Below are 22048 nucleotides of genomic sequence, written 5' to 3'. Positions count from 1 at the left end.
AGGGACCAAGCCAGCCTGGTTGCTGTCACCAGCCGCGGGCGGAGGCTTCGGTCGGGTCCTATGGCTGGAGTATCGTGTGCAGTATTCAAGACCATCTAGTTGTTGCGGGTCATGACGTTGGTGACACCACACGGAGTGTGAGGTGAGGGGCGGGTCTTTCAGCGGCAGGATGAGAAACGCCAATCCCTGCATCCGCCACCAAGAAAGACCCGCCGTGTCCCACCGTAATGCCCCACTCACCCCCGCTGGAAGACTGCGGCTGGTGCGTCGGTGTGAGCATCGTCCGATCGCGCATGTCGCGGCCGAAGCAGCGATCTCACGCCAATGCCTCTCGAAATGGGTGAACCGCTACCGCGCCAGCGGAGAAGCCGGGCTCCTGGACCGGGCCAGTGTCCCGCACCACCAGCCCACCACCCTCGACCCGATGCTGGTCGCAAAGATCGAGACGCTGCGCCGCGATCGGAAGTGGTCGGCCCGCAAGATCACCAGTGAACTCGCTGCCGAAGGCCACGCGGTCTCGATCAGAACGGTCGGGCGCTGGCTCGAGCGCCTCGGCATCAACCGACGCCGGTTCCTGGACCCGAACGGGCAGGTCAACCGGAAACCTCCGAACACGATCATCGCCCGCTACCCAGGACACGAGAACACCGGACGAGGCGAAATCCTGCCCGGCTTGCGGTGCCGAGTCCGGCCGGGTGCGCGGCTATCACGAACTTCTCGGAGCCGAACTCGGCCACCGGGTATTTCACTGAAATGGGCATCACCGAACCCGCTCTTGCAAGGATTCATTCATTCATTCATTCGCGCGCGGGAGCGCAGCAGTGTTCCTTTATACTAGCAGTAGCGCGATATCGCGATATAGGGAGTGTGAGATTAACGGTTCGAACGTGCCTCTATTGGGCACCAACCAGCTGAACGGCGTGCTACGATTGGTTGAGGACTGTGCATCCGCCGCCGACTTGGAGTCGTTCGGTAAGAGCGCGGCGGAAGGGTTGGCCCGCCACCTCGGCTACCGGCACACAACATTCATGGCCGGCGCCACACCCGAGTTATGCCTGCAAGACCCCGGAAGTGCGCGCGGCATCGTCAAGCGGATGACCGAGCCATATCTGGAGACATACTATCAATACAACGTGTTTGCTGAGCCCGGTGCGATGGGTCTTCTTCAGCGCGACGGCGTAGTGTCACTGGACCATCTCCCACCGACGCGGCCCGACCATCTCTCCCGATTCCTGCATGATTATTTGTTCCGGTTCGGTATACACGCCGTAATGATCTTGAACATATGCCAGTCGCCGACCGCTACCGCGGTGATGGGGGTGATGGAACCCGAGTCCGGGGCATTCGGTCCGGACGATCTGAGGGTGGCCAAGCTCGTCGGGCGTCATCTGGGCAATCTTGTCCGCTGGCATGCCGACGAATCAATCCAGACAGCCCTTCCGGCCGGGTTGACGCCACGGCAAGCTGAGGTTGTCGCGCTCGTTGCCAGGGGCCTGACTAATGCCGAGATAGCCCGTGAACTCTTCGTAGGTGTTGACACCGTTAAAAAGCACCTTACCCAGGCGCTCGGTGCTACAGGTTGTCGCAACCGAACGCAACTTGGCCTCTACTGGCTGTCCAATACAGGTAAACGTAATCCTCTCGACTGCACCTAAAGTCCTTGACGGCGTGAGGCACGCTACGCTTCGAACAGGCTCGGGTCTCAAGATAACGGCTCTGGCAGGCCAGCGATGCTGATCGGGTGGCGCCAAAGGGGGTTGGGCAGACGACGATGCCGGGACGTGGCGGTACTGCCAGGGGGTGCGGCTCTGGTTGAGGTTCCTCGCATTGTTGGAGGGCAGGTTCCAGCCGGAACCGGGTGATGGTGGCTTGCCTCAATACCAGTGACTTAAGGATCTGGGGAGCTGCCTATTGTTCTTCTTGGCTGGGTAGTTGTTGCGGTGCGCCAGTGTGGGGCGATGGTTTCGGCTTCGGCTGGATTCGGTTGTGGTGGAACGGGTTTGCGGTGTTCATCGCGTTTGACCTTGAAGCCAGACATTTTGCGTTTGACGACGCGGGGGTTGACGCGTCCGCGGCGGGCCGGCAGCAGGTGGCGGGCGATCTCGCGCAGTCCCTCGGCCAGCGCTCCGGCCAGGTGGTCAGGGGGAAAAACCCGCCTGCGCGGTCACCTGCCGGCGCGCGAGGCGGATGCTGCGGGTGAACGATAACCGGTCGGCGTCGATGCTCGCGGCGTCGGCATCAGGGTGCGGATGGCGTAATGGACCAGCAGGTGGCCCCAGACCTCCTGCTCGACACCCTCGGGTGAACGCGACCGCAGCACCTGCGCGGGTCCGCGCTGGTGGGTCTTGAGTTCATCGAGCGCGGTTTCGATCTCCCACCGCTCGTGATGCAATGCCGCAGATCAGTCGCCGGGGCGGCGTCGGGATCGAGGATCGTGGTGATCAACCGGTAGGGGGCCTCTTGGACGGGGAAGCCGGGACCGTCAAGGGTGTACTCGATGACCCGCACGATCGTTGGATCGAGGCGTTTGCGGTGGTCTTTCGCCTCGACAATTTCCGACAGGTAGGAGCCGTCTGCCAGTTCCTGACGGACCGGCAGGATCAGGTGAAGATCTGATGCGCCACAACAGATCCGCGCCACCGGCGCACGCTGCCCGCCACAGCTGCACATCGGTGAAGCCTCGGTCGGCCAGCAGCAGATCCCCACACCCAGATGCCCGAACAGTTGCCTGGCCAGGACCGGTTCAGCCGTTTTGAACGGCCCCAGAGCGGCGGCGGTGATCGCATGAGTGCCGCACTCTGCCAGCGCCACCATCCGCACCTGCGGATACGCGCACCGCTCGGTGCGATGGGTCTTCGGGCGCCCGAAGTACTCGGCGTTCTCAGTACTGTCGGGGACGTCGAACACGGTGCCGTCCACCGCGACCAGGCGCCATCCCCGATACCGGGCACCGGGTGTCGACTCCGTGGCCAACGGCCGCGCGACCTCGGCGAACAACGCCTTCAGCGGCGCGGGCCCCAGCTTCACCCGGGCCCGTGAGATGGCGGCGGTCGTCGGCACCTGCCACGAACCCGACCAGCGTTTGGCCCACACCAAACCCTGCGTCAACAGCCGTGCGACCTCTTCATAGCCTTGCCCGGAGAACAGGCACATCGCCAGCACGAAATAGACCACCACCCGCGGCGGCAGCAACCGAATCCGCTGCCCGGACCGATCGCACTGGGCCACAACCCGATCCACCAACTCCGGCGGAAATGTCCGAGTCAACAACCCGACCGCGATACGGTCGGACAACCGTTCGTCCGTCTCCGACTTGACCTGCCCCGGCCTCGGCATCCACGCACCTCCCGAACGCAGACCCTACCAGGACAATCCTTAAGTCACTGGTATTGTGGCTTGCCTCGAACTTGTCCGGCAATCACCAATCCAGTTTCTTCTGGATGCGCTGGGTGTTGTACCAGCCGTAATGGCAACGGACGCCCATACCAGCCGAGGGCTTCGAGCCCGGTCATCGAGAGCGGCGCCTCGTGGCGGGTGTTGTCACCGGTTCTGATGACAACACCGGCCGTGGCGAGGATGATCATGCCGATTTCACCGACGGGTGCGAGCCTTCGTCTTCCGCAGACCGTTTGAGTCTTCAGCGAGTTCGGGCGCCGTCGGTAGCGGGGCGGAATGGCTCGTGAGATGTCGTGCCGCAGAGCACTGTCCATTAGGGCGCCATGCCTCGCTGCGTGGATCAACCGGACCAAGGACAGGGAGTGTATGGATGCCGGCAGTGGCGTGCGGGATCGACTGGGCACAGGATCACCACGACGTGGCGATCGTTGACCAAGATGGCAAAGTCGTTGCCAGCGAACGGATTCCGGATACCTCTGCGGGTTTGAGCACGCTATTGCGGATGCTGTCCGAGCACGACCCCGTCGACGATCAGTTGCCGATCGCAATCGAGACCACCCGCGGCCTGCTGCTGGCAGCTCTGCGGTCGGTGGGGCGAAAAGTGTTTGCGATCAACCCATTTGCGGTGTCGCGATATCGCGACCGCTATCGGTCCTCCCGCGGCAAATCCGATGCCTTCGACGCCAGGGTGCTCGCCAACATCTTGCGCACCGATATCGACACCCACCGGCCGTTGCCCAACGACTCGGTCGAAGTGGGAGCCCTGCGGGTGCTGACTCGCTCCCAACAGGACGCCGCCTGAGAGTGCAACGAGGTCACCAACCGGATCCGGACACTGCTGAAGGCGTTCTTCCCGGCGGCGCTGTCGGCGTTCGAGCGCGGCGGCCGCCACCGGCTGGACTCCGCGGCCTGCCGAACGATTCTGGCCGCTGTCTCGCCCCCGCAGGCCGCCCAGTCGTTGACAACGCGGCGGCTGTCATCGCTTCTGAAAAAGGCGGGGCGCCAACGCGGAATCGCCGAAGAAGCAAACCGCCTGCACTTGCTGCTGCATCAGCCTACGATGCGGCAACCCGCACCCGTTGAACGTGCGATGGGACTGCAACTACAGGGCCTGGTTCGCCAGCTCGACGCCATCTGCACCACGGTGACCGAGCTGGAAACCGCCATCGAAACCACCTACCACACCCACCTCGACTCCCGGATCGTGAGCAGCTTTCCCGGTCTCGGGACACAACTCGGTGCCCGCTTCCTCGCCGAAATCGGCGACGACCGCGCCCGGTTCTCCGATGCCCGAGGACTGAGAGCCTTCGCCGGCGCAGCACCAGTCACCCGTGCCTCGGGCAAGAGCACTTTCGTGCACGCCCGTCGTGCCAAGAACGATCGCCTCGCGGCCGCCGGATATGTCTGGGCACTGGCCGCCGTCCGCCACAACAGAGACTGGGAAGCCCTCTACCGAGCTCGTCGTGACCGCGGCGACCGACACGTCGCCGCGCTGCGGCGACTGTTCAATGTCATGCTCAGCAAGCTCCACCATTGCCTGATTGTCGGTCAGGTTTACGACCCGGCCCATGCCTTCGCTTCAACCGAAAGCCCAGCCACTGCTTGACATCCTGCGTTGGTGAGATGTCTCGATGTAGGAGAACAGGGCGTTCTCGGCTTTCTCGCGAGTCTGCCCTGCCCTCGGTAGACCAGCTCGGTCCGCAACGTGAAGAAGAATTTTTCCATCAACGCGTTGATGACCAAGCCGCGCGTTGCGGCGCGCGGGCCGTCAGCGCGGTATTGATGGTTTCGCAGTGCAGATTTTCACTGGCTTGAGCCATTCGCAGTTGCGGCAGCCCGAGCTGGTGGAGGCGACGATGGGCCGACAAGCTCTGGCGCTGCTCCGCATGCTCGACGCCATCTGCCGCCGCGCCAACGAGCTCAAGCAGGCCGCGGCCGAGGAATTTCGCAAGCATCGCAACTACGCAGTCATCACGAGCTAATTCGATACGAGCGGGCCGGACGACACCCTCCGGCCTCACGCACATCACCCGCTCCACTGGTTTCCGGCCGACCGCGATCCTGCGTCGGGCCAGCTTCGCATGCACCCGGGCACACTCGTAAGTGCCGACGGAGCCGGTATGGATATCGACGATCTCAGCCTCGATCCACGTGCGTCCAGCAGTCTGGGCGTCTCGACTCTGAAGGAGGAGAAGTGACGTAACCGGGCGATAAGCTCGCGGCAGCCAGCCGGTGGGAGTCCGGTCCGGGAGATGCCAGGGTCCCCGGTAGCGAAGCCCCCGATGTCGGTTGAGAGGCCGGGGTCGAAGCGGGGTGGAGCAACTGTCCGGTCCGCAGCGTGAAGCGAAGTCTGCAGCGTCGTCAAGGCTCCCGCGTGGTGCGGGAAAGAGAGGGTGCCGAGCCTGTGTGGATTTGGCGAAGGCCATGGAAGGCGTCCGGGAACCTGGAGCAGACGCCGAGGAACCCTCCCGCGTAGGGGACGTGGACCGGGCAGAAGGGTGTCGGCGGGAACTGGAGAGGCCCTCCTCGGCCCCGGTCCTGCGGGGATCGGGAAGCAAGTCCCGCCTATAACCCGTGCTCCCGGGAAGTGGCGGGTGGTCGAGAGGGAGTCGGAGGGGGCCCATATTAGCGATTGAGCCTGCGGGACAATATAACCCGGGGTGAGCGAAGGGCCCCTGCTTCATCGATGCATCGACGATGTCGGGAGGAACGCTGATGAGTGCCGCGACGGCGGCTAGCACGACAGTTGTATTTCGTTGTGTTGTAATCGGTTTCGTTGATATCGGATCTGCCGTGCGTGGTTTTGGTGGTGTCGTCGCCATCGTGTGGCGGCGAGGGCGTGGGTGAGTGTGCGGGCTGGGTGGAGCACTATCGCCAGGAGACGGCGGATGTCGGCGACTGTGATCGGGCCCAGCCCGCGTGGGCTTTTGGGTCGGTGGCTGCGGTGACGGCGAGGAAGGTGTGGGCGAGCGTGGCGAGGGTGATGTGGCGGTACCAGGGATCCCATTTGCGGACTTGATAGTGGTCCAGTCCGCATTGGTCCTTGGCAGCTTGGAAGCATTCCTCGACTGCCCACCTGGCTCCGGCGACGGTGACGATCTGTTCCCGCGTGACGGTGTCGGGGTGAAAGCACAGGTAGTAGGCGATATCGGTCGGGTCGTCGAGGGATCGGCGGGCGAGCAGGGTGCGCACGAACCCGGCCGGGAGGTCGCCGAACGAAGGCAGGGTGGCCCAGGCGAAGTCGTATTCGCGTTCACCGCGGACTCCCGGCCCGGCCGAGACCCGATGCCATGCCTGGGTGGGGGCGCGCCCGATGAGGGTGTCGACACGGCGGCGGCCGTCGAGGTCGAGCACGGTCTGTTTGACCGGGACCTCGACCACATACGAGAGACGGCGAGCCTCGCAGAAGGCCCGGAACTTCCCGTCTCGCCCGTAGGCGGAATCCGCCGCGACCCAGCCGGCGCTCACTCCGGCTTCCAGGGCCCGGGCGATCATCGCTTCGGCCAGCCGTGGCTTCGTGATAACCCCTTGGCTGCAACGGTTTTCAGGTATTCCCGCCTCGATGCAGCGGTCCCGGTCGCTGATCCAGGATTCGGGCAGATAGAGTTCCCGATCGATCAACGCCCGCCCCGACCGGCCCGCATAAGCAAGGAACACGCCCAGCTGGCTGTTCTCCACACGGCCCGCCGTGCCGGAGTACTGGCGTTGCACCCCAGCAGATTTCACGCCTTATGACGAGCTGGCGGTAATGCCGAAGTGCGGCCAGGAGATTGGCTGTGAGGTCGCTGTCTGAGGCTGATTGAGCGGCATTTCGTGGTGGTGGTTCCGGTTCGGGTGTCTCTGGTTGTCGATGAGTCCCATCGATGACAGGAGACGACCATGGACTCTCGAGACGGAGCACGGCGCTGGGGTTCGATCGCGGTGGATGGCCCGCTGGCGCCGTTCGCTGACGGGTTACGACGTGAACTGGCAGCTCAGGGATATACCCTGGACACGATCGTCGATCACGTGCATCTGTTCGCAGATCTGAGTGACTGGCTGTCCGGCCGCGGTCTGACCGGCGCGGGGCTGACGAGCGAGGCGGCCGGGGAGTTCCTGCGGGACCGTCGCGCTCGGGGCCTGCACATCGGCGTGACCGTTCGCGCGGTCACGCCGATACTGGGGTATCTGCGCGAATTGCGGGTTGCCCCACCATATTCGGCGGCTGTCGCGGCTACTGCGCCGGATGTTCTGCTGAGCGAGTATCGCCGTTATCTGGAGTCCGAACGGGGGTTGTCGGCAGGGACGGTCACGCACTATCTGCGGTGCGCCCGGGTGTTTCTGGCGTGGCTTCCGGCGCAATGTGATTCGTTGCTGGGGTTGTCGTCGGGCCAGGTCACCGGCTATGTCATGCAGTGGGCGCGACGCCGGAAGGGTCGCCCGCCGGACATGGTGACGCTGCCGGCGTTACGGTCGTTGCTGCGTTTCCTGCACGTGGCTGGGTATGTCCCGGTCCTGTTGGTCGACGCTGTCCCGGCCGGTCGGGCTCATCCTGGTCGGTTGGGGGTGCCGCAGGCGGCGTCGGCCGAGGGGATCCGCGCAGTGCTCGCCTCGTGCGACCGTGACAGCGCAGTCGGCCGCCGCGACTACGCGATCGTGTTGTCGCTGACGCGTCTGGGTTTACGCGGAGGCGAGGTGGCGCGTCTGGAACTCGCCGACGTCGGCTGGCGAACCGGAGAGGTGACGATCCGCGGGAAGGGCAGCCGGGTCGATATTCTGCCGCTGCCTGGTGATGTCGGCGAAGCGTGGGCGCAGTATCTGCTGCACGCTCGGCCGAAAACTATCTCTACCACGGTGTTCGTGACCATGGTCGCGCCGTTCACCGCGCTGGCGACCTCGTCGGTCACTCAGGTGCTGGCCCGCGCTTGCACTCGTGCCGACGTCGCCCGGTTCGGGCCACACCGGATCCGGCATGCGGTGGCATGTGGTCTTCTCGATGCCGGAGCGTCGATGGCCGAGATCGGGCAACTGCTGCGCCACGCCCAGGAACGCACCACGGCGATCTACGCCAAGGTCGACCAGGCCCGGCTGGCCGAGCTGGCCCGGCCTTGCCCGCAGGGAGCCCCCCGATGAGCATCCGGACCCAGGTCGAAGCTTATCTGGCGATGCGCCGCGCACTGGGCTACCAGCTCCGCGCCGAGGGCCGGATGCTGCTGGACTTCGCCGACCGGCTCGACGCAGCCGGACAGCCCACCATCACCGTGTCAGCGGCGCTGGCCTGGGCGATCGAACCGAGGAACGCGGCACCGGCGCACTGGTGCCGCAGGCTGGGCGTGGTGCGAGGCTTCGCCCGTCACCTGCACACGCTCGACCCCGATTGCCAGGTCCCACCTGCTGACCTATTGGCGGGCCCCACGCACCGGCCGACACCGTATATCTATACCGAGCAGGAGATCTCAGCGCTGGTGCACGCGGCGCAGACCATCGCCGCACCGATGCCGGCGGCTACCTGCCACGCGGTGATCAGTCTGATTGCCGCGAGCGGATTGCGGCTGGGTGAGACACTCGCGCTCGACCGCGGCGACGTCGATCTGGACGCCGGAATACTCACCGTGGTCGGCAAGAACCAGCACACGCGGTTGATTCCGTTGCACCCTAGCACCACCCAGATGCTGGGTCGTTACGCCGAACGCCGCGACCGGCTCTGCCCGGCAACCGGTTCGGCCAGCTTCTTCCTCACCACCCGCGGACACCGGCCGCAGCCCAGCAGCCTGCAGCACACTTTCGCCAAACTCCTTGTCCTGGCCGAGATCCCAACACCGCCTGGACGGCGTCGTCCCAGAATCCATGACCTGCGGCATTCTTTCGCGGTCAACACGCTCATCGACTGGTATCGGTCCGGCGCCGACGTCGCCGCGCGCATGCCGATCCTGTCGACCTATCTGGGCCACTCCGGCGGGCCGGAAGCGACCTACTGGTATCTGCAAGCAACACCGGAACTACTCGCTCTGGCCGCCGAGCGGCTCGAACACCATCGGAGGACATCATGACCGCGCTGGCCCCGATCCTGGAGGCGTTCTTCACCGACCGGCTGATGACCCAGCAAGGCGTCAGCCCGCACACGATCGCCTCTTACCGCGACACCTTCAAACTGCTGCTGGGCTACCTGCATTCCCGCACCGGCACGCTGCCCACCGACCTGGATCTCACCGATCTCGACGCCACCGTGATCGCCGAGTTTCTCCAGCATCTGGAAACGGTGCGACACAACACCATCAGCAGCCGAAACACCCGCCTGGCGGCCATCCACTCGCTGTTCCGCTACGCCAGCCTCCACTCTCCCGAGCACGCGAACCTGATCAGTCGGGTACTGGCCATCCAAACCAAACGCACCACCACGACCATCGTGAACTTCTTGTCCCGCGCCGAACTCGACGCCCTGCTCGCCGCTCCCGACCGCTCCACCTGGCACGGACGTCGCGACCACGCCCTGCTCGTCCTCGATGCCCAGACCGGGCTGCGGGTCTCCGAAATCATCGGCCTCACCATCGAGGATGTCCACCTCGGGACCGGAGCGCACGTCTACTGCCGGGGCAAAGGCCGCAAAGACCGGTGCACCCCGCTCACCACTCACACCAAACAGATTCTCACCAGCTGGCTCGACCACCGCCGACCAGCAGCCGGCACCGCCCCGCTGTTCTGCACCCGCACCGGCGCCACGTTGTCACACGACGCGGTCGAACAACTGATCAAAAAGCACACCGCCACAGCAGCGAAAACATGTATCACGTTGCAGGACAAGAAGATAACCCCGCACACCCTGCGGCACTCCGCTGCGATGGAGCTTCTGCATTCCGGCGTCGACATCACCGTCATCGCCCTCTGGCTCGGCCACGAGAGCCCGACCACCACCCGCATCTACCTGCACGCCGACATGGCCATCAAAGAAAAAGCCCTCGCCCGAACCGCTACACCCACCACGACCCCGGACCGCTACCAAGCCCCCGACACCCTACTGGCATTCCTCGACCAACTCTGACCGCTCAACCCAATGCCGCAGTCAGGCAACGCCTGCCTGCGGCATTGCATCCCTCGTCGGCATTACCGCCAGCTCGTCATAAGGCGTGAAATGCCGATATCGGCATTTCGTGCCCTTCTTCAAGAACCCGGTCTCGTCCGGGACCAGGACACCGTCCGGGCAAGCCAGCGACTCGGCCGCATAGGCCCTGACTCGATCACGCAACTCGTCGGCACTCCACCGCGACCGATTCAGGAAATGCTGCAACCCGTCCGGCTCGACCACACCTGCGGCCTTGGACAACTGCCAAGAGTTCTTGCGCTCCACCGGCGCCAGCAACCCCGTCACATACGCCCGCGCCCACCGTCGCGGTTCCACCCGCCCGAACACCCCCGCCACCCGCGAGAACGCCTCATCGAAACCCACTCGCCACGCCGAAACATCCTCAGCGACAACATCATCCAGCACGTCAACAAACTACAACAAAGCGAACCACCATGCAGCACAACGAAATACAACTGTCGTGTTAACATCTGCCCGAATGTCCTGTCGAACGTTGCTTGACGAGACAACAGCATTGCAGCTTGGTTGGCATAGAGAATCTGAGCGTTGTCGACGCTGACCTGCACTCACTGGACACATGTCTCGCCCCCTGACTGACCGGTGAAGTCCATACCGCGACCAGACACACCTGCGGCGCAGCCGAAGGGGCCCTCCGTGCACCTCGACATGCAGCTAATTGAACACTGCCTTCAGTGAGTTCTTCGACCGTCGGATGCGAACAACCCGTAGGATGCGCTTCCTTTCATCAACAGGCCGGTAGAGATCGAGGTCAGTAATAGGGTGACCACGCGGGTCGTAACCGACACCTGCCCAGATCATGCCCCGGGGAGGTTGGCCGTTACGGCTCATGTGTTCGGCTAACTCCGCGCAACCGGCAAGTAGGGGACATTCTTGACATATCTGTGCAGATTGTTGCCACACGAGATTCGAGCCCACTTCCAAGTCCCAGTCAGTCGGATTCTGAGAGCACGGTGGGCACTGCGTTGGTACCCTCATCCGTCGTGTTCTGCCATCAGCATATGTTGACGGCAGCGGCGGGATCGACCTCGGCATACTGATCATCCTCTCGATAGCCAGTGTCCGATCCCGATGTGATCGGCACCAGCGCTTGCCATTGAAACTGGAACCAATTCAGCATGGTGGCCAGTTCCGTAGGGAGGCATCGGTAGCAAGACCGGGAGGCAACCATTGGCTGCCGGTCCTCGGCACCGACCCCGGGGACTTAACGCTAAGACGATTCCGACATCACAGACACGGCACGATGGTGGAGTTTGTCGGCGGAACGTGAAAACTGGATCTGTCCCAATTTTCGTTTGCGCCGTGAGGCGCTGGTGCGCCGTGAGGCGCCAGGAATCGAGGGAGGTGAGAGACCTTCTCGCCGGGCTGTCGCAGCAGCCTGGTAGGAGCGAAGCGCAGTCCGACCCGGGAGACGCCGGGGAGGGCGGGAAGCAGCGCTGCTGTAGCCGGAACGGTTCGGAACTGTCAGACGGGCCGGGTCCGGCGAGCGAGATCGGACGGCATACGACAGGAACCAGTGGTAAAGCTTCGTAAGCGAGGCACCGGCTCAAATCTGGTGGATATGGGCCGGGATGCAGTGCACGGCAACCGATTTCGGTTTCATGGTTGTCGATTCCGAAAGCCGGCTGAGCGTGCAGGTGGGGAGGCCACGATGAAGAACTGCGGCGTAGTCGTGGCGATGCTGCCGGAGCAAAGCTGGGTGCCAATCCGATCGATCGATTTCTGGTGAACACGGGAACTGCCTGGAAACCGTTCCCGCGCTGCGGAATCCATCCGCGACGTGGGATAGGTCCGTCGTCGGCCGAAGGTGCCGGGCAGGCGGAGGCCCTGTAGTAGTCCGAGCACGCGGTGCGACACGAGGTCGCACGAGTTGAGTGAGCTTCATCGAAGGAGGTCGGCGGATGCCGAAGGTGTAGTTACGGATCAGTGTTCGTGGATCTGTCCCCGGGCCTGACGTGCGCTGCCGGTAACGGTGGGGTGCGAAGCTCAGGTCGAAAGGCTCGAGGGCTCCCGTTCCATCCGGGAGCTACAAGTCACGGGGAAGGCCGACAGGGTGAACAACCGTGAACCCCTGATGATGCCTCGTCATCGGAATCCCCGCAGATGGGTCGCTGCAGCGGGGTCAAGGACTGGTCGCTGAAAAGCGCAGGCGCCGACCGGAAGACTCGAAGCCGGTCGGGAGAACACCGCTGTCCTCGGGGTATAGGGGGCACCCGACCCGGCCGCATCTCACTCGTGTGGAACGTGACAACCCCGTTGGAGTCCGGCGGCGCACGCGTCGTCGGCAAGCCGACCGTGAGGAAGGCCCGATTCTCCAGCGGACGCAGGATGGCCCAAGAAGCCAATGCCGGCGGCCGAAAGGCAGTGGGAAAACGAGACATTCGTGGTCGGCTCCTCCACCGACCGTCTCGCATAACCGGCCGGATACGGGCATTGCCTGGACCCGAAAGGGCGCTGACGTGGGCCAGGTGAGCCTGTGAAGAGACGACGACAACGACAACGGAACCGAAGGGCAAGTTGGACACCATGATCGAGACAGCCGCGGCGGTCGACGACACCGTGGTGAACGGACCGGAGGGCAACCTCCTCGATTGGCAGTCGATCGACTGGCGGACCGTCGAGGGCGAAGTACGGCGTCTGAGGCAGAGAATCTTCACGGCAACGCAGGCGGGCGACCTCAAGAAGGTCCGCAATCTGCAGAAGCTGATGCTCCGATCCCGTGCGAACACGCTGCTGAGCGTGCGGCGGGTGACAGAGATCAACGCTGGTCGCAAGACGCCCGGGGTGGACGGTCGGGTGGTGCTGTTGGCTCAGGAGAAGGTCGAGTTGGCCGACTGGGCGCAGTATTGCTCGTCGTCGTAGACGCCTCGGGCGGTCAAGCGGGTGTTCATCCCAAAGGCAGGCGGGAAGCAGCGCCCGCTCGGAATCCCGACGGTCACGGCATAGTGCCGCATCGTCCAGTGAAGATTTGGGTTTCGTTGTCGTCACCCGCCCGTTCCATCCGCTGAACGGGCAGCGGCTCGAGGTCTTGTTCGTCAAGCGCCGCGGCGCGGACCTGGTGTTCGTGTGTGTGGGTGGAGTCGGCGATCGGGCCACGACGACCCTGCCGACGGCGTGGACCGATCGTGGTGACCCGCCGCTGCCGCGTCGGCTCTCGGTCGAGGGCCTGGCGGCGTTGGCCGAGGTGACACGCGCAATCGAGGGTTGTTGATTGCCATGGCCTTTCACGCCAAATCTTGTGTGATGACAGCACACAAGAACGATCTCTCGGGTGTGACGACCAAGGCGCTGCTGGCTCGGCGGCGTCGGTTGGCGGCGCGGCTGGGCGATGTCGAGCAGATGCTGATCGGATCGCTGATGGAGCAGACACGCCGATGCGGCAAACCGGGGTGCGGCTGCGCCGAAGGCGCGGGGCACGGCCCGTATGTCTACTTCACCCCGAAAACCGCCGGGCGGGGTCGTTCGAAATACGTGCCGTCGAACCTGGTCGCGGCGGTGCGGACGCGCCTGACCCGAGGCGAGGAGGTCGCCGAAGTGCTGTCGGGAATCTCGGCGATCAACACCGAACTGCTGACCCGACGAGAGCTGGGATAGCCGATGACCGCGCACGCGCCGAGCGTCGTGTTGATCGGGGCTGCGCGCACCGAAGTTGTTGCGGTGCTGGCCAGTATGGCGATCTCGGCGCTGGAGAACTGCAGTGATGAACGTCGAAACGAAGATCACCGGGGCGCATCGGGAGCGGTTGGCGGTGATCTATCTGCGTCAGTCGTCGATGGCCCAGGTCCGCGAGACACCGAGTCCACGACACGCCAGTACGGTCTGGTGGAGGAGGCCGTGCGGCTGGGGTGGGCGCGCCGCGACGTCGTGGTGATCGACACCGACCTGGGAGTTTCGGGCCGGTTCGGTGTGGTCCGGGCAGGTTTCACCGAGCTCGTGAGCAGGGTCTGCTCCGGGGAGGTGGGGGCGATCTTCGGGATCGAGATCTCCCGGCTGGCCCGCTCGAACGCGGAGGTGGCCCGGCTGATGGAGTTCGCCGCGATCACCGAGACGCTGCTGATCGATGCCGACGGCATCTACGATCCCGGCGATGTCAACGACCGGATGCTGCTCGGGATGAAGTCCACAATGGGCGAGGTGGAGCTGCACGTGATGGCGCAGCGACTTCAAGCCAGCAAGAAGGCCGCGGCCGCGCGGGGCGAGCTGCGCACACCGCTGCCGGTCGGTTACGTCCACGACGAGTGCGGCGAGGTGACCGTCGACCCCGATGCCGAGGTCCAGGCCGCGATCGGTGACCTGTTCGCGGCGTTCGCCGCGTGCGGTTCGGCCTACGGCGTGGTCGCGGCCTTCGCCGACCGGCGGTTCCCGCTGCGCGCCTATGGCGGGGTCTGGGCGGGGCAGCTGCGATGGGGTCGCCTGACCCACGCCCGGGTGCTGGGGGTGCTGCGCAACCCTTGCTACGCGGGCGCATATGTCCACGGCCGCTTCGCATCTCGGCGAAGTGTCGATCCTGACGGTGTCGTTCACAGCGGAACTGTCGAGCGGCCCCGCGCGAAATGGGAGGTGCTGATCAACGACCACCACGACGGCTACATCGGTTGGGACGATTATCTGGCCAACGAGGCCAAGCTGGCCGCCAACCGCACCACGACCGGCGCCCGGCCCCCGCGCGAGGGCTCCGCGTTGTGTCAGGGCATCATCGGCTGCGGGTCCTGCGGAGCCCGGATGGCCACCAATTACCGCAACAACCAGCGGCCTACCTACGAATGCACCAGCCGCGCAGACCATTTGACCACCCCCACCTGTCGCTCAGTCGCTGCGGCCACCCTCGACGCAGCAGTCGCCGACAGACTGCTGGCCGCGCTGGATCCCACCGAGGTCGCCTTGGCGTTGGCCGCTGCCGACGAGGTCGCCGACCGGCGTCACCGTGTCAGCCGCGCCGCTGAGCTTGCTGTCGAACGCGCCCGCTACGAAGCGCAACGCGCCGAACGCGCCTTCGCGGCTGTCGACCCGGAAAACCGTTTGGTGGCAGCAACATTGGAAACACGCTGGGAAGCCAAGCTCGCCGCTCTCGCCGAAGCCGAGCAGGCTGTCGAGGCGGCGCTGCAACAGCTGCCGCCACTGCCCAGCCGCGCCGACATCGAGGCGCTGACCGCAGACCTGCCCCGACTCTGGCTCGCCGAAACCACCAGCAACAAGAACCGGAAACGACTGCTGCGCACCCTGATCGCCGATATCACCCTGCTGCCCGAGAGCGATCGGGCCATGGCGCGGATAGGGATCCGCTGGCACACCGGCGCGACCGAGGAACTGCGGGTTGCCCGCCCCGTCCATCCAGGAACGGCCAAGCGCAGCGGATCGGCGGCGGTCGAAATGGTGACCCGCCTCGGCCCGACCACGCCCACCGATGAGCTGGCCGATCTGCTCAACGCCGCCGGTCTCACCACCGGGCACGGCCAAAGATTCGACGTCAAGGCTGTTCAATGGATCCGCCATGCCTACCACGTCCCCGCCCCGACGCCCTTCACCGCCGGCGAGATCAGCGTCGCCGACGCCGCGCAGCGTCTGAACTGCAACGCAGGGTTGATCTACGACTGGATCAAGGCCGGCAAGCTGCCCGCCCGCCGCGGCCCAGGCAACAGGCTCTGCATCCCCTGGACCGACAGCGTCGAATCCGAAAGCCGCTGCCGCATAGCCGAATCCGGGCACCTCAACCCCGCGGCTCGCCACACCAAACCGCGCATCCGCACCTGAGCAAGAACTGCTTGTCGGTGCCCACAGGCATGATGTCCTCACCCGAGTTGCTCCACCACGCCACACCAACCGGAAGATCCCAACACGCGATTGCAGAAGGGGCAGTATGAAACCTCCGTCCCGGTGATTGCCGACCGGGTGCTCCAAGCGCGGGTGGTCAACGCGCTGGAACCCGAGTGGGAGGCACGGTTCGAACCGAAGTCGTATGGCTTCCGGCCCGGCCGTGGTTGTCAGGACGCGATCTCGGCCATCTACCTCACGTTGAAAGGTAAGAATCCGCAACGCGTGTGGGTGTTGGACGCGGACCTGAAAGCAGCGTTCGACCGCATCGATCACGACCACCTGCTCACTCAACTGGCCACGTTCCCTGCCCGGGGACTGGTGGCGGGCTGGTTGAAGGCGGGAGTGCTCGATCGCGGCAGGTTCGTGCCGACCGAGGAGGGCACGCCCCAAGGCGGGCTCGCTACGCCCCCAACGCAGTTGGCAACTTCTGTTTCGACGTGACGCTGAGCTATCGGCGGCTGGAACGGCCGCGTCGGGTTCCGGGGACGGTGTGACATGTTCGGTAGTAGGTTTGTGTCGTGGCTGGAAGTCGTTGCGACGCTGCTGAATTCGCTTGTCGTGTCAACACGGCGGCGGAGTTGGTGGATGCCGGCGTGCCGGTGGCCGATGCTGTGCTCGGGCTGGCGGATCGGTTCGGGTGTTCGCTGCGGCAAGCCCGCCGCTATGTGGATCGCGCCGTCGCCGGCGGACCGATGCCAGTTACGGAATCCACGGTGGTATTCAGTATCAAACTCAAACTGCCTGCGGCACTGGCGATTCGGGCGCGTGAACACGCACGAGACTCCGGCAGCACGCTCTCCGCCGTGGTAGCGCAAGCGCTGATGGAGTTCCTGGTGCGGGGCCGGACAAGGCCCGGGGGCCGGTGAACGAGCGGCGGGTCGAGACGGAGTTCGTGTTCGATCGGCACGCGGCCACGGATGTGTCGGTGGCCTACGAGATATTGGTTCCGCAACGACGGGCCCGCATCACGCGGGCTCAGGAAGGACTGCCACCACGTGAGCAGCGCGGTGATCTACGCCCGGGTGTCCTCGGCCCGGCAGAAGAAGAACGAAACGATCGGCTCGCAGATCGCGGCGCTGCGAGCGCACGCCGAACACCTCGGGCTCGAGGTGCCTGAGGAATGGGTGTTCGCCGACGACGGGCACTCCGGCGCCACCCTGGTGCGGCCGGCGCTGGAGCGGCTGCGTGACGTGGTTGCCGGGATCGGTGTCGATGTGGTGTTGTGCTACTCCCCGGACCGGTTGGCCCGCAAGTTCGCCTACCAGGCGTTGCTGATCGAGGAATTCACAAGGGCCGGAACGAAAGTCGAGTTCGTCAACGGCCCGCGCGGTGATTCCCCGGAGGACCAGTTGTTGGTGCAGTTCCAGGGCATGTTCGCCGAATACGAGAAGGCCCAGATCATGGAGCGTTATCGGCGCGGCAAGACCCACCGCGCCAAGAGTGGGTCGGTGAATGTGCTCTGCGGTGCCCCATTCGGCTACCGCTATCTACGCAAAACCGACCACAGCGGCGCGGTTTACGAGGTTGTCGAGCACGAGGCAGTCCTGGTCGCGGAGCTGTTCCGCCGCTACGCCGACGACGGCGCGACCATCGCCGACCTTGCCCGCTGGCTCACCGAGCAAGGTGTCCCGACCCGCACCGGCAAAGCTCGCTGGGATCGGTCGGTGATCTGGGGCATGCTGCGCAACCCTGCCTACGCTGGGCGCGCGGTGTTCGGAAAGACCATGGTGGTGCACGAATCCCCAGCTCTCAATCGGGTGGCCCGGTTGCAGGGGCGGTCGGTGCCGAAGGCGTCGAAGACCGTGGACCGCCCGCGGCAGGAGTGGATAGAGATCCCGGTGCCGGCGATCGTCACCGCCGAGACGTTCGAGCGGGTCGCACAAAGGCTGGTCGACAACAAACGCTTCTCCACCCGCAACAGCAAACAACCCTTGCTGCTGCAAGGGATGGCCGCCTGCGCGGGCTGCGGATACGGCTACTACCGGACCTCGACGCGCACCACGAACAAGAAGATCTACTACTACCGGTGCCTGGGCTCGGACGACTGGCGCTACGAAAACGGCAGGGTCTGTGCCAACAAACCGGTCCGCGCGGACTACCTCGACACCGTCGTCTGGGACCACATCACCGCCCTGCTGGCCGATCCACAGCTGATCCGCACCGAGGTCGACAAACGACTCGAGACCGCCAAGACATCTGATCCCGTTGTCGCGCAACGCAAACGACTCGACACCGCGCTCGCCAAGGCACGTTCCGGCATCGCCGCGATGATCGAAGCGTTCGGCGAACAACTGATCACCATCGACGAGCTGCGCTCCCGCATGCCAGACCTGCGCGCCCGGGAAGTCAACCTACGCAACCAGATCGACGCACTCGACACCCAACTCGCCGACCGCCACGCCTACCTCGCACTCGCCGCCGACCTGCAAGGATTCCTCACCCAGCTCAACACCAACGCCGAAACCGCCACCGTCGACGAACGCCGCCGCGTGCTGAAACTGCTGGTCAAAGACGTCCTCATCGGACCCGAGAAGATCACCATCCGCCACCGCATCCCCATCCGCGAACGCACCGGCGACGGCACTCCCTCAACTGGCGAAACCGACCAGGAGGGCGAACATTGCCAACTGCGTTGGGGGCGTAGTGGCTGACGCCGCGGGCGCGTTGGCGGTCGTAGTAGGCGCGGGCGCCCGGCGACCATAACAATGAAGCGAACGCCTGGGTGGCCAGGGCGTCGATGAGCCGGTCGTTATGCACGAACCGGGTCAGAACCAGCTTCTTCTTGCCGGACGCGCGGGTGATAGGGGAGGTGCCGGCGTAGTTTTTGCGGGCTTTGGAGGTGGCGTAACGGTGGGGGTCGTCTCCGAATTCTGCGAGCACCCGGGCACCGAGGATCGGCCCCAATCCTGGCTGGGACAAGATGATCTCAGCAGCCGGGTGCTTTCCAAAATGATCCTCGACCTGCCCTTGGAGGGTTTTGATCTGGGTATTGAGGACAGTCAGGACCGCCAGCAGCGCCTGGACCGACGCGGCATAGGCTTCCGTCACGACCTCGGGCTGGCCGAGCTGTTGACTACGCAGCGCAGCCTGGATGGCGGCGGCTTTGTCGGCGATGTTGTGGCGGCGCGCTCGCTTGAGGGCGGCACTGATCTGCGTGATGGTCAGCCGGGCGGCCTTGGACGGGGTGGGTGCCTTGGCGAGCAGTTCCACGGTGTCCGCGGCGTCCAGATCCGCGAAAGCGGCCAGTGCGGCGGGAAAGTAGTCGCGCAGTGCGTGACGTAACCGCTGAAGGTGGCGAGTGCGCTCCCAGATCATCGTCTTGTGCATGCGGGACACAACCTTCACCGCCTCGGCGCGGGCGGAATCGCCTGCAACGGTGCGTAATTCGTGTGCATGGGTGCGGACCATATCGGCCAGCACGTGGGCGTCGCCGGCGTCGCTCTTGTCTCCGGAGACCCCCAATCGGTCACGAAACCTTGCTGCCTGCAACGGGTTCACGGCCAACACTGTGTATCCGGCGGCGACCAGCGCCCCCACCCACGGGCCTCGATCGGTTTCGATCCCGACCAGCACCTCGATGATCGAGTGCAATCTCGCCATCCCGGTCACCCCTTCGGGCAGGCGAGCTTTGGCCAGACCGCGCCCCGAGCTGTCTATCACCTCCACATCGTGATGGTCCTCGGCCCAGTCATCTCCTACGAACAGTCTCAACGGTCCTCCGTGCTCGATGCCGATCACTTGTCGAGTAGCCGGCAGGAGAACCATCAGCGACCTAATCAAACAGTGCTCACGCCCTTTACGAGCGGGCACGACATCCCAGCAGCGATCGACTCTCCCGGCCCACCGACAGGGGCACGATCTTCCAGTAGGACTCGAGGTCCAGGATGTCCTAGTGCTCACCCGCCGGTCGGCTACCGCAAGGAGTTTGCCCCGATAGCGCACTCCCACAACTGATTAGGATTGTCGGTGAATACCGACGAGCTGGCGTTCGAGCTCGCATGGGCGGAGCGTCGGGTACTGGGGATCCAAACCAAGCTGCACCGTTGGGCCGGTGATGATCTTCATCGCAGGTTCGATGATCTGTTCAATCTCGTCGCCGATCCCGCGTTCCTTCTGGTCGCGTGGTAGCGGGTGCGGAACAACAGGGGCGCACGCACGGCCGGATTTGACACCGGTCACCAGCCCCGATCATATCGTGACCGACCGGCGGGTGCTCGTCGCGCGCCGCGAGACGTGATGACGGACTGGGTGCGCGGGCCAACCAGCTGCGCGAGATGCTGGCCTCGATCTTCCGAGCACTGGAATGCGCCTTCGACTATTCCACCCGCTCAGCCTTGATCCTGCTCACCGGATTCCAGACCCCTGCGGACCTGCGCGCAGCCGGGCGGGATGACGTGCGAATCCACCTTCTCGAACAGGGTGCCTGGGCCAAAGGCATCGCCATCATGACCGACAAGGCCTGGCCGCTGCCGCCGAGCAGGCCATCGCCTTGCCCGGTCACCGCGCCCCTGATCGCGCGGCTGGCACGTCAACTGCTCGATCTCGACCGCGAGATCAAAGACCTCGACAAACAAGTCACCGAACGATTCGGCGAGCATCCCCACGCCGGGGCCATCACCAGCGTGGACGGGCTCGGCTCCATCCTGGGGGCACAACTGCTCGCCGACGCCGACGACGACCTGCGCACCGTCTTCCGCAGCGCGGGACGACTGGCCGCCTACGCTGGGCTGGCCCCGGTGCCCGCGACTCCGGCAAGATCAAGGGAAACCTGCACGCCCCAAGCGATACCACCGCGGTATGCGCAAAGTCTTCTACATGGCTGCGGTGTCGAGCATTCGCCGCGCCGACGGCCCTCCCGCGCCTTCTGCCGGAAGAAACGAGCCGAGGGCAAGGCCCACTCCAAGCACTCATCGCGCTGGCCGCCTGATCGACGTCATCTGGGGACTCGTATGTGACAACCGCACCTTCACGATAGAGGCGCCAACCCCGATCAGCGCTGCGGCTTGACACGATCATTGAAACTCGGTGGGTTCCCGGATTACGATCGAGGTCACCTTCGACGCCGCAGCGCGTAGCGCCTCTCGATCCAGTTCGAGGCTGTGCTCCGCCACGCCGATCTCTCTGCGCCCGTCTTCGATGGGCGGACATTCGGGGCGCGGGCCAGCCGCTGGATTGCGTAAGAGGAGGCATGAAGCCAAGTCAAATCCGGAAGCGGGGTTGAGCCGCGATATCGGCGGCACGGATGTCGGCACCATCGGCGGGCCAGGTTTGAGGCGGACGAGGTCGCTTTCGGTGAGGTTGAACGAGGGCAAGTTGGTAGGTTGCTTGCTTTGATAGCCTTATGAACGACTTGGCCCGGTGCGCCGCTGGCACGTTCCGCGATGAACGATTCCACCTTCAGGCCATGTTCTGATGCACTACCAACGCCGTAACTTCGTGCTTATCATTCGCGGATACTGTTTAGGGATCATGCGACACCTGTCGCGACAGCCACGCTCTGCGGCCACCGCGGAAAGAAGGTATCTGTCTTTCGCGCGTTGGCAGCCTCGTTGAGGAAAGAGGAAGCAAAAGTCATGCGGCCCCGTGAGTCAGCTCGTGGAGGCATCGACGGGCCGTACGGAGGGGGAAGCGTGTCGTGAACGCGCTGCAGTGCTGGTCGAACTTAGTCTCCATGGACCTGCGGCAGCGAGAGGCAGGGGACACGGTCGGGTCCGTAAATCTATGGGGTGAAAGGTTTGTTGTGACACGGGAACAGTATTG

General features: G+C 64.6%; 18 protein-coding genes and 3 pseudogenes. 15 read left to right on the top strand and 6 right to left on the bottom strand.

Translation table 11 applies throughout. The features are described 5' to 3' along the window. Positions 1-214: 214 nt before the first annotated feature. Together ACQP1G_RS26125 and ACQP1G_RS26120 are read left to right on the top strand one after the other, a co-directional pair. Positions 215-640: pseudogene (locus tag ACQP1G_RS26125) on the top strand (helix-turn-helix domain-containing protein); the annotation flags it as partial. 256 nt (positions 641-896) lie between these two features. After that, the gene (locus tag ACQP1G_RS26120; RefSeq protein ID WP_433192203.1) at positions 897-1655 is read left to right on the top strand and encodes a response regulator transcription factor; all 759 of its coding nucleotides are present in this window, start codon (positions 897-899) and stop codon (positions 1653-1655) included. Between the two features lie 483 nt (positions 1656-2138). Here ACQP1G_RS26120 and ACQP1G_RS26115 read toward each other — a convergent pair. Both ACQP1G_RS26115 and ACQP1G_RS26110 read right to left on the bottom strand, forming a co-directional pair. Continuing rightward, positions 2139-3336, bottom strand: a pseudogene (locus tag ACQP1G_RS26115) (IS4 family transposase). A 44-nt stretch (positions 3337-3380) separates the two neighbouring features. After that, positions 3381-3584, bottom strand: coding sequence for a hypothetical protein (locus ACQP1G_RS26110; protein WP_433192202.1), 204 nt, complete (start codon positions 3582-3584; stop codon positions 3381-3383). 182 nt (positions 3585-3766) lie between these two features. On the opposite strand from ACQP1G_RS26110, the pseudogene ACQP1G_RS26105 reads away from it, so the two are divergent. Further along, positions 3767-5002: pseudogene (locus ACQP1G_RS26105) on the top strand (IS110 family transposase). A 187-nt stretch (positions 5003-5189) separates the two neighbouring features. Beyond that, the gene (locus ACQP1G_RS26100) at positions 5190-5378 is read left to right on the top strand and encodes a hypothetical protein (RefSeq protein WP_433192201.1); all 189 of its coding nucleotides are present in this window, start codon (positions 5190-5192) and stop codon (positions 5376-5378) included. A gap of 886 nt (positions 5379-6264) precedes the next feature. On the opposite strand, the gene ACQP1G_RS26095 is transcribed toward ACQP1G_RS26100, so the two are convergent. Next, a complete protein-coding gene (locus ACQP1G_RS26095; protein ID WP_433192200.1) occupies positions 6265-7122 on the bottom strand; it encodes an IS701 family transposase in 858 nt (285 codons plus the stop codon). 153 nt (positions 7123-7275) lie between these two features. On the opposite strand from ACQP1G_RS26095, the gene ACQP1G_RS26090 reads away from it, so the two are divergent. Genes ACQP1G_RS26090 through ACQP1G_RS26080 form a run of 3 tightly spaced genes read left to right on the top strand, consistent with a single transcriptional unit; the run spans position 7276 to position 10414 of the window. Beyond that, positions 7276-8508 (top strand): tyrosine-type recombinase/integrase, encoded by a 1233-nt coding sequence (locus ACQP1G_RS26090; RefSeq protein WP_433192199.1) that lies wholly within the window; start codon positions 7276-7278, stop codon positions 8506-8508. After that, a complete protein-coding gene (locus ACQP1G_RS26085) occupies positions 8505-9425 on the top strand; it encodes a tyrosine-type recombinase/integrase (protein ID WP_433192198.1) in 921 nt (306 codons plus the stop codon). The genes ACQP1G_RS26090 and ACQP1G_RS26085 overlap by 4 nt, the downstream gene beginning before the upstream one ends. After that, a complete protein-coding gene (locus ACQP1G_RS26080) occupies positions 9422-10414 on the top strand; it encodes a tyrosine-type recombinase/integrase (RefSeq protein ID WP_433192197.1) in 993 nt (330 codons plus the stop codon). Before ACQP1G_RS26085 ends, ACQP1G_RS26080 begins: the two co-directional genes overlap by 4 nt. A 21-nt stretch (positions 10415-10435) precedes the next feature. Here the strand turns inward: ACQP1G_RS26080 and ACQP1G_RS26075 are convergent, their stop codons facing one another. Next, entirely contained in the window at positions 10436-10861 is a 426-nt protein-coding gene (locus ACQP1G_RS26075) for a transposase (protein ID WP_433192196.1), read from the bottom strand. Positions 10862-13000: 2139 nt separating this feature from the next. Between ACQP1G_RS26075 and ACQP1G_RS26070 the strand changes: the two genes are divergently transcribed. From ACQP1G_RS26070 to ACQP1G_RS26040, 7 genes are all read left to right on the top strand, one after another. Beyond that, complete coding sequence (locus ACQP1G_RS26070; RefSeq protein WP_433192195.1) at positions 13001-13336, top strand: reverse transcriptase N-terminal domain-containing protein; 336 nt, start codon at positions 13001-13003, stop codon at positions 13334-13336. 106 nt (positions 13337-13442) lie between these two features. Then, positions 13443-13685, top strand: coding sequence for a DUF5372 family protein (locus ACQP1G_RS26065; protein WP_433192194.1), 243 nt, complete (start codon positions 13443-13445; stop codon positions 13683-13685). Between the two features lie 32 nt (positions 13686-13717). Next, positions 13718-14068 carry a DUF6788 family protein gene (locus tag ACQP1G_RS26060; protein ID WP_433192193.1) on the top strand — a complete coding sequence of 117 codons (351 nt, stop codon included), beginning with the start codon at positions 13718-13720 and terminating at the stop codon, positions 14066-14068. A gap of 3 nt (positions 14069-14071) precedes the next feature. After that, positions 14072-16225, top strand: a complete 2154-nt coding sequence (locus ACQP1G_RS26055) for a recombinase family protein (RefSeq protein ID WP_433192192.1) — start codon at positions 14072-14074, stop codon at positions 16223-16225. 90 nt (positions 16226-16315) lie between these two features. Next, positions 16316-16729 (top strand): reverse transcriptase/maturase family protein, encoded by a 414-nt coding sequence (locus ACQP1G_RS26050; RefSeq protein ID WP_433192191.1) that lies wholly within the window; start codon positions 16316-16318, stop codon positions 16727-16729. A gap of 77 nt (positions 16730-16806) precedes the next feature. Further along, entirely contained in the window at positions 16807-17154 is a 348-nt protein-coding gene (locus tag ACQP1G_RS26045) for a hypothetical protein (RefSeq protein ID WP_433192190.1), read from the top strand. 129 nt (positions 17155-17283) lie between these two features. Beyond that, positions 17284-18939, top strand: a complete 1656-nt coding sequence (locus tag ACQP1G_RS26040; RefSeq protein WP_433192189.1) for a recombinase family protein — start codon at positions 17284-17286, stop codon at positions 18937-18939. On the opposite strand, the gene ACQP1G_RS26035 is transcribed toward ACQP1G_RS26040, so the two are convergent. Continuing rightward, positions 18824-19999, bottom strand: a complete 1176-nt coding sequence (locus ACQP1G_RS26035; protein WP_433192188.1) for an IS110 family transposase — start codon at positions 19997-19999, stop codon at positions 18824-18826. The genes ACQP1G_RS26040 and ACQP1G_RS26035 overlap by 116 nt on opposite strands. Before the next feature lie 243 nt (positions 20000-20242). Continuing rightward, positions 20243-20467 (bottom strand): hypothetical protein, encoded by a 225-nt coding sequence (locus ACQP1G_RS26030; protein WP_433192187.1) that lies wholly within the window; start codon positions 20465-20467, stop codon positions 20243-20245. A gap of 95 nt (positions 20468-20562) precedes the next feature. Between ACQP1G_RS26030 and ACQP1G_RS26025 the strand changes: the two genes are divergently transcribed. After that, complete coding sequence (locus ACQP1G_RS26025) at positions 20563-21243, top strand: transposase (protein WP_433192186.1); 681 nt, start codon at positions 20563-20565, stop codon at positions 21241-21243. Positions 21244-22048: the final 805 nt, after the last annotated feature.

This window comes from Nocardia sp. CA-107356 (assembly GCF_050946365.1).
GTDB lineage: Bacteria > Actinomycetota > Actinomycetes > Mycobacteriales > Mycobacteriaceae > Nocardia.
Note: the sequence above shows the minus strand (reverse complement) of the source record. Positions and strands in the feature narration are given on the sequence as shown.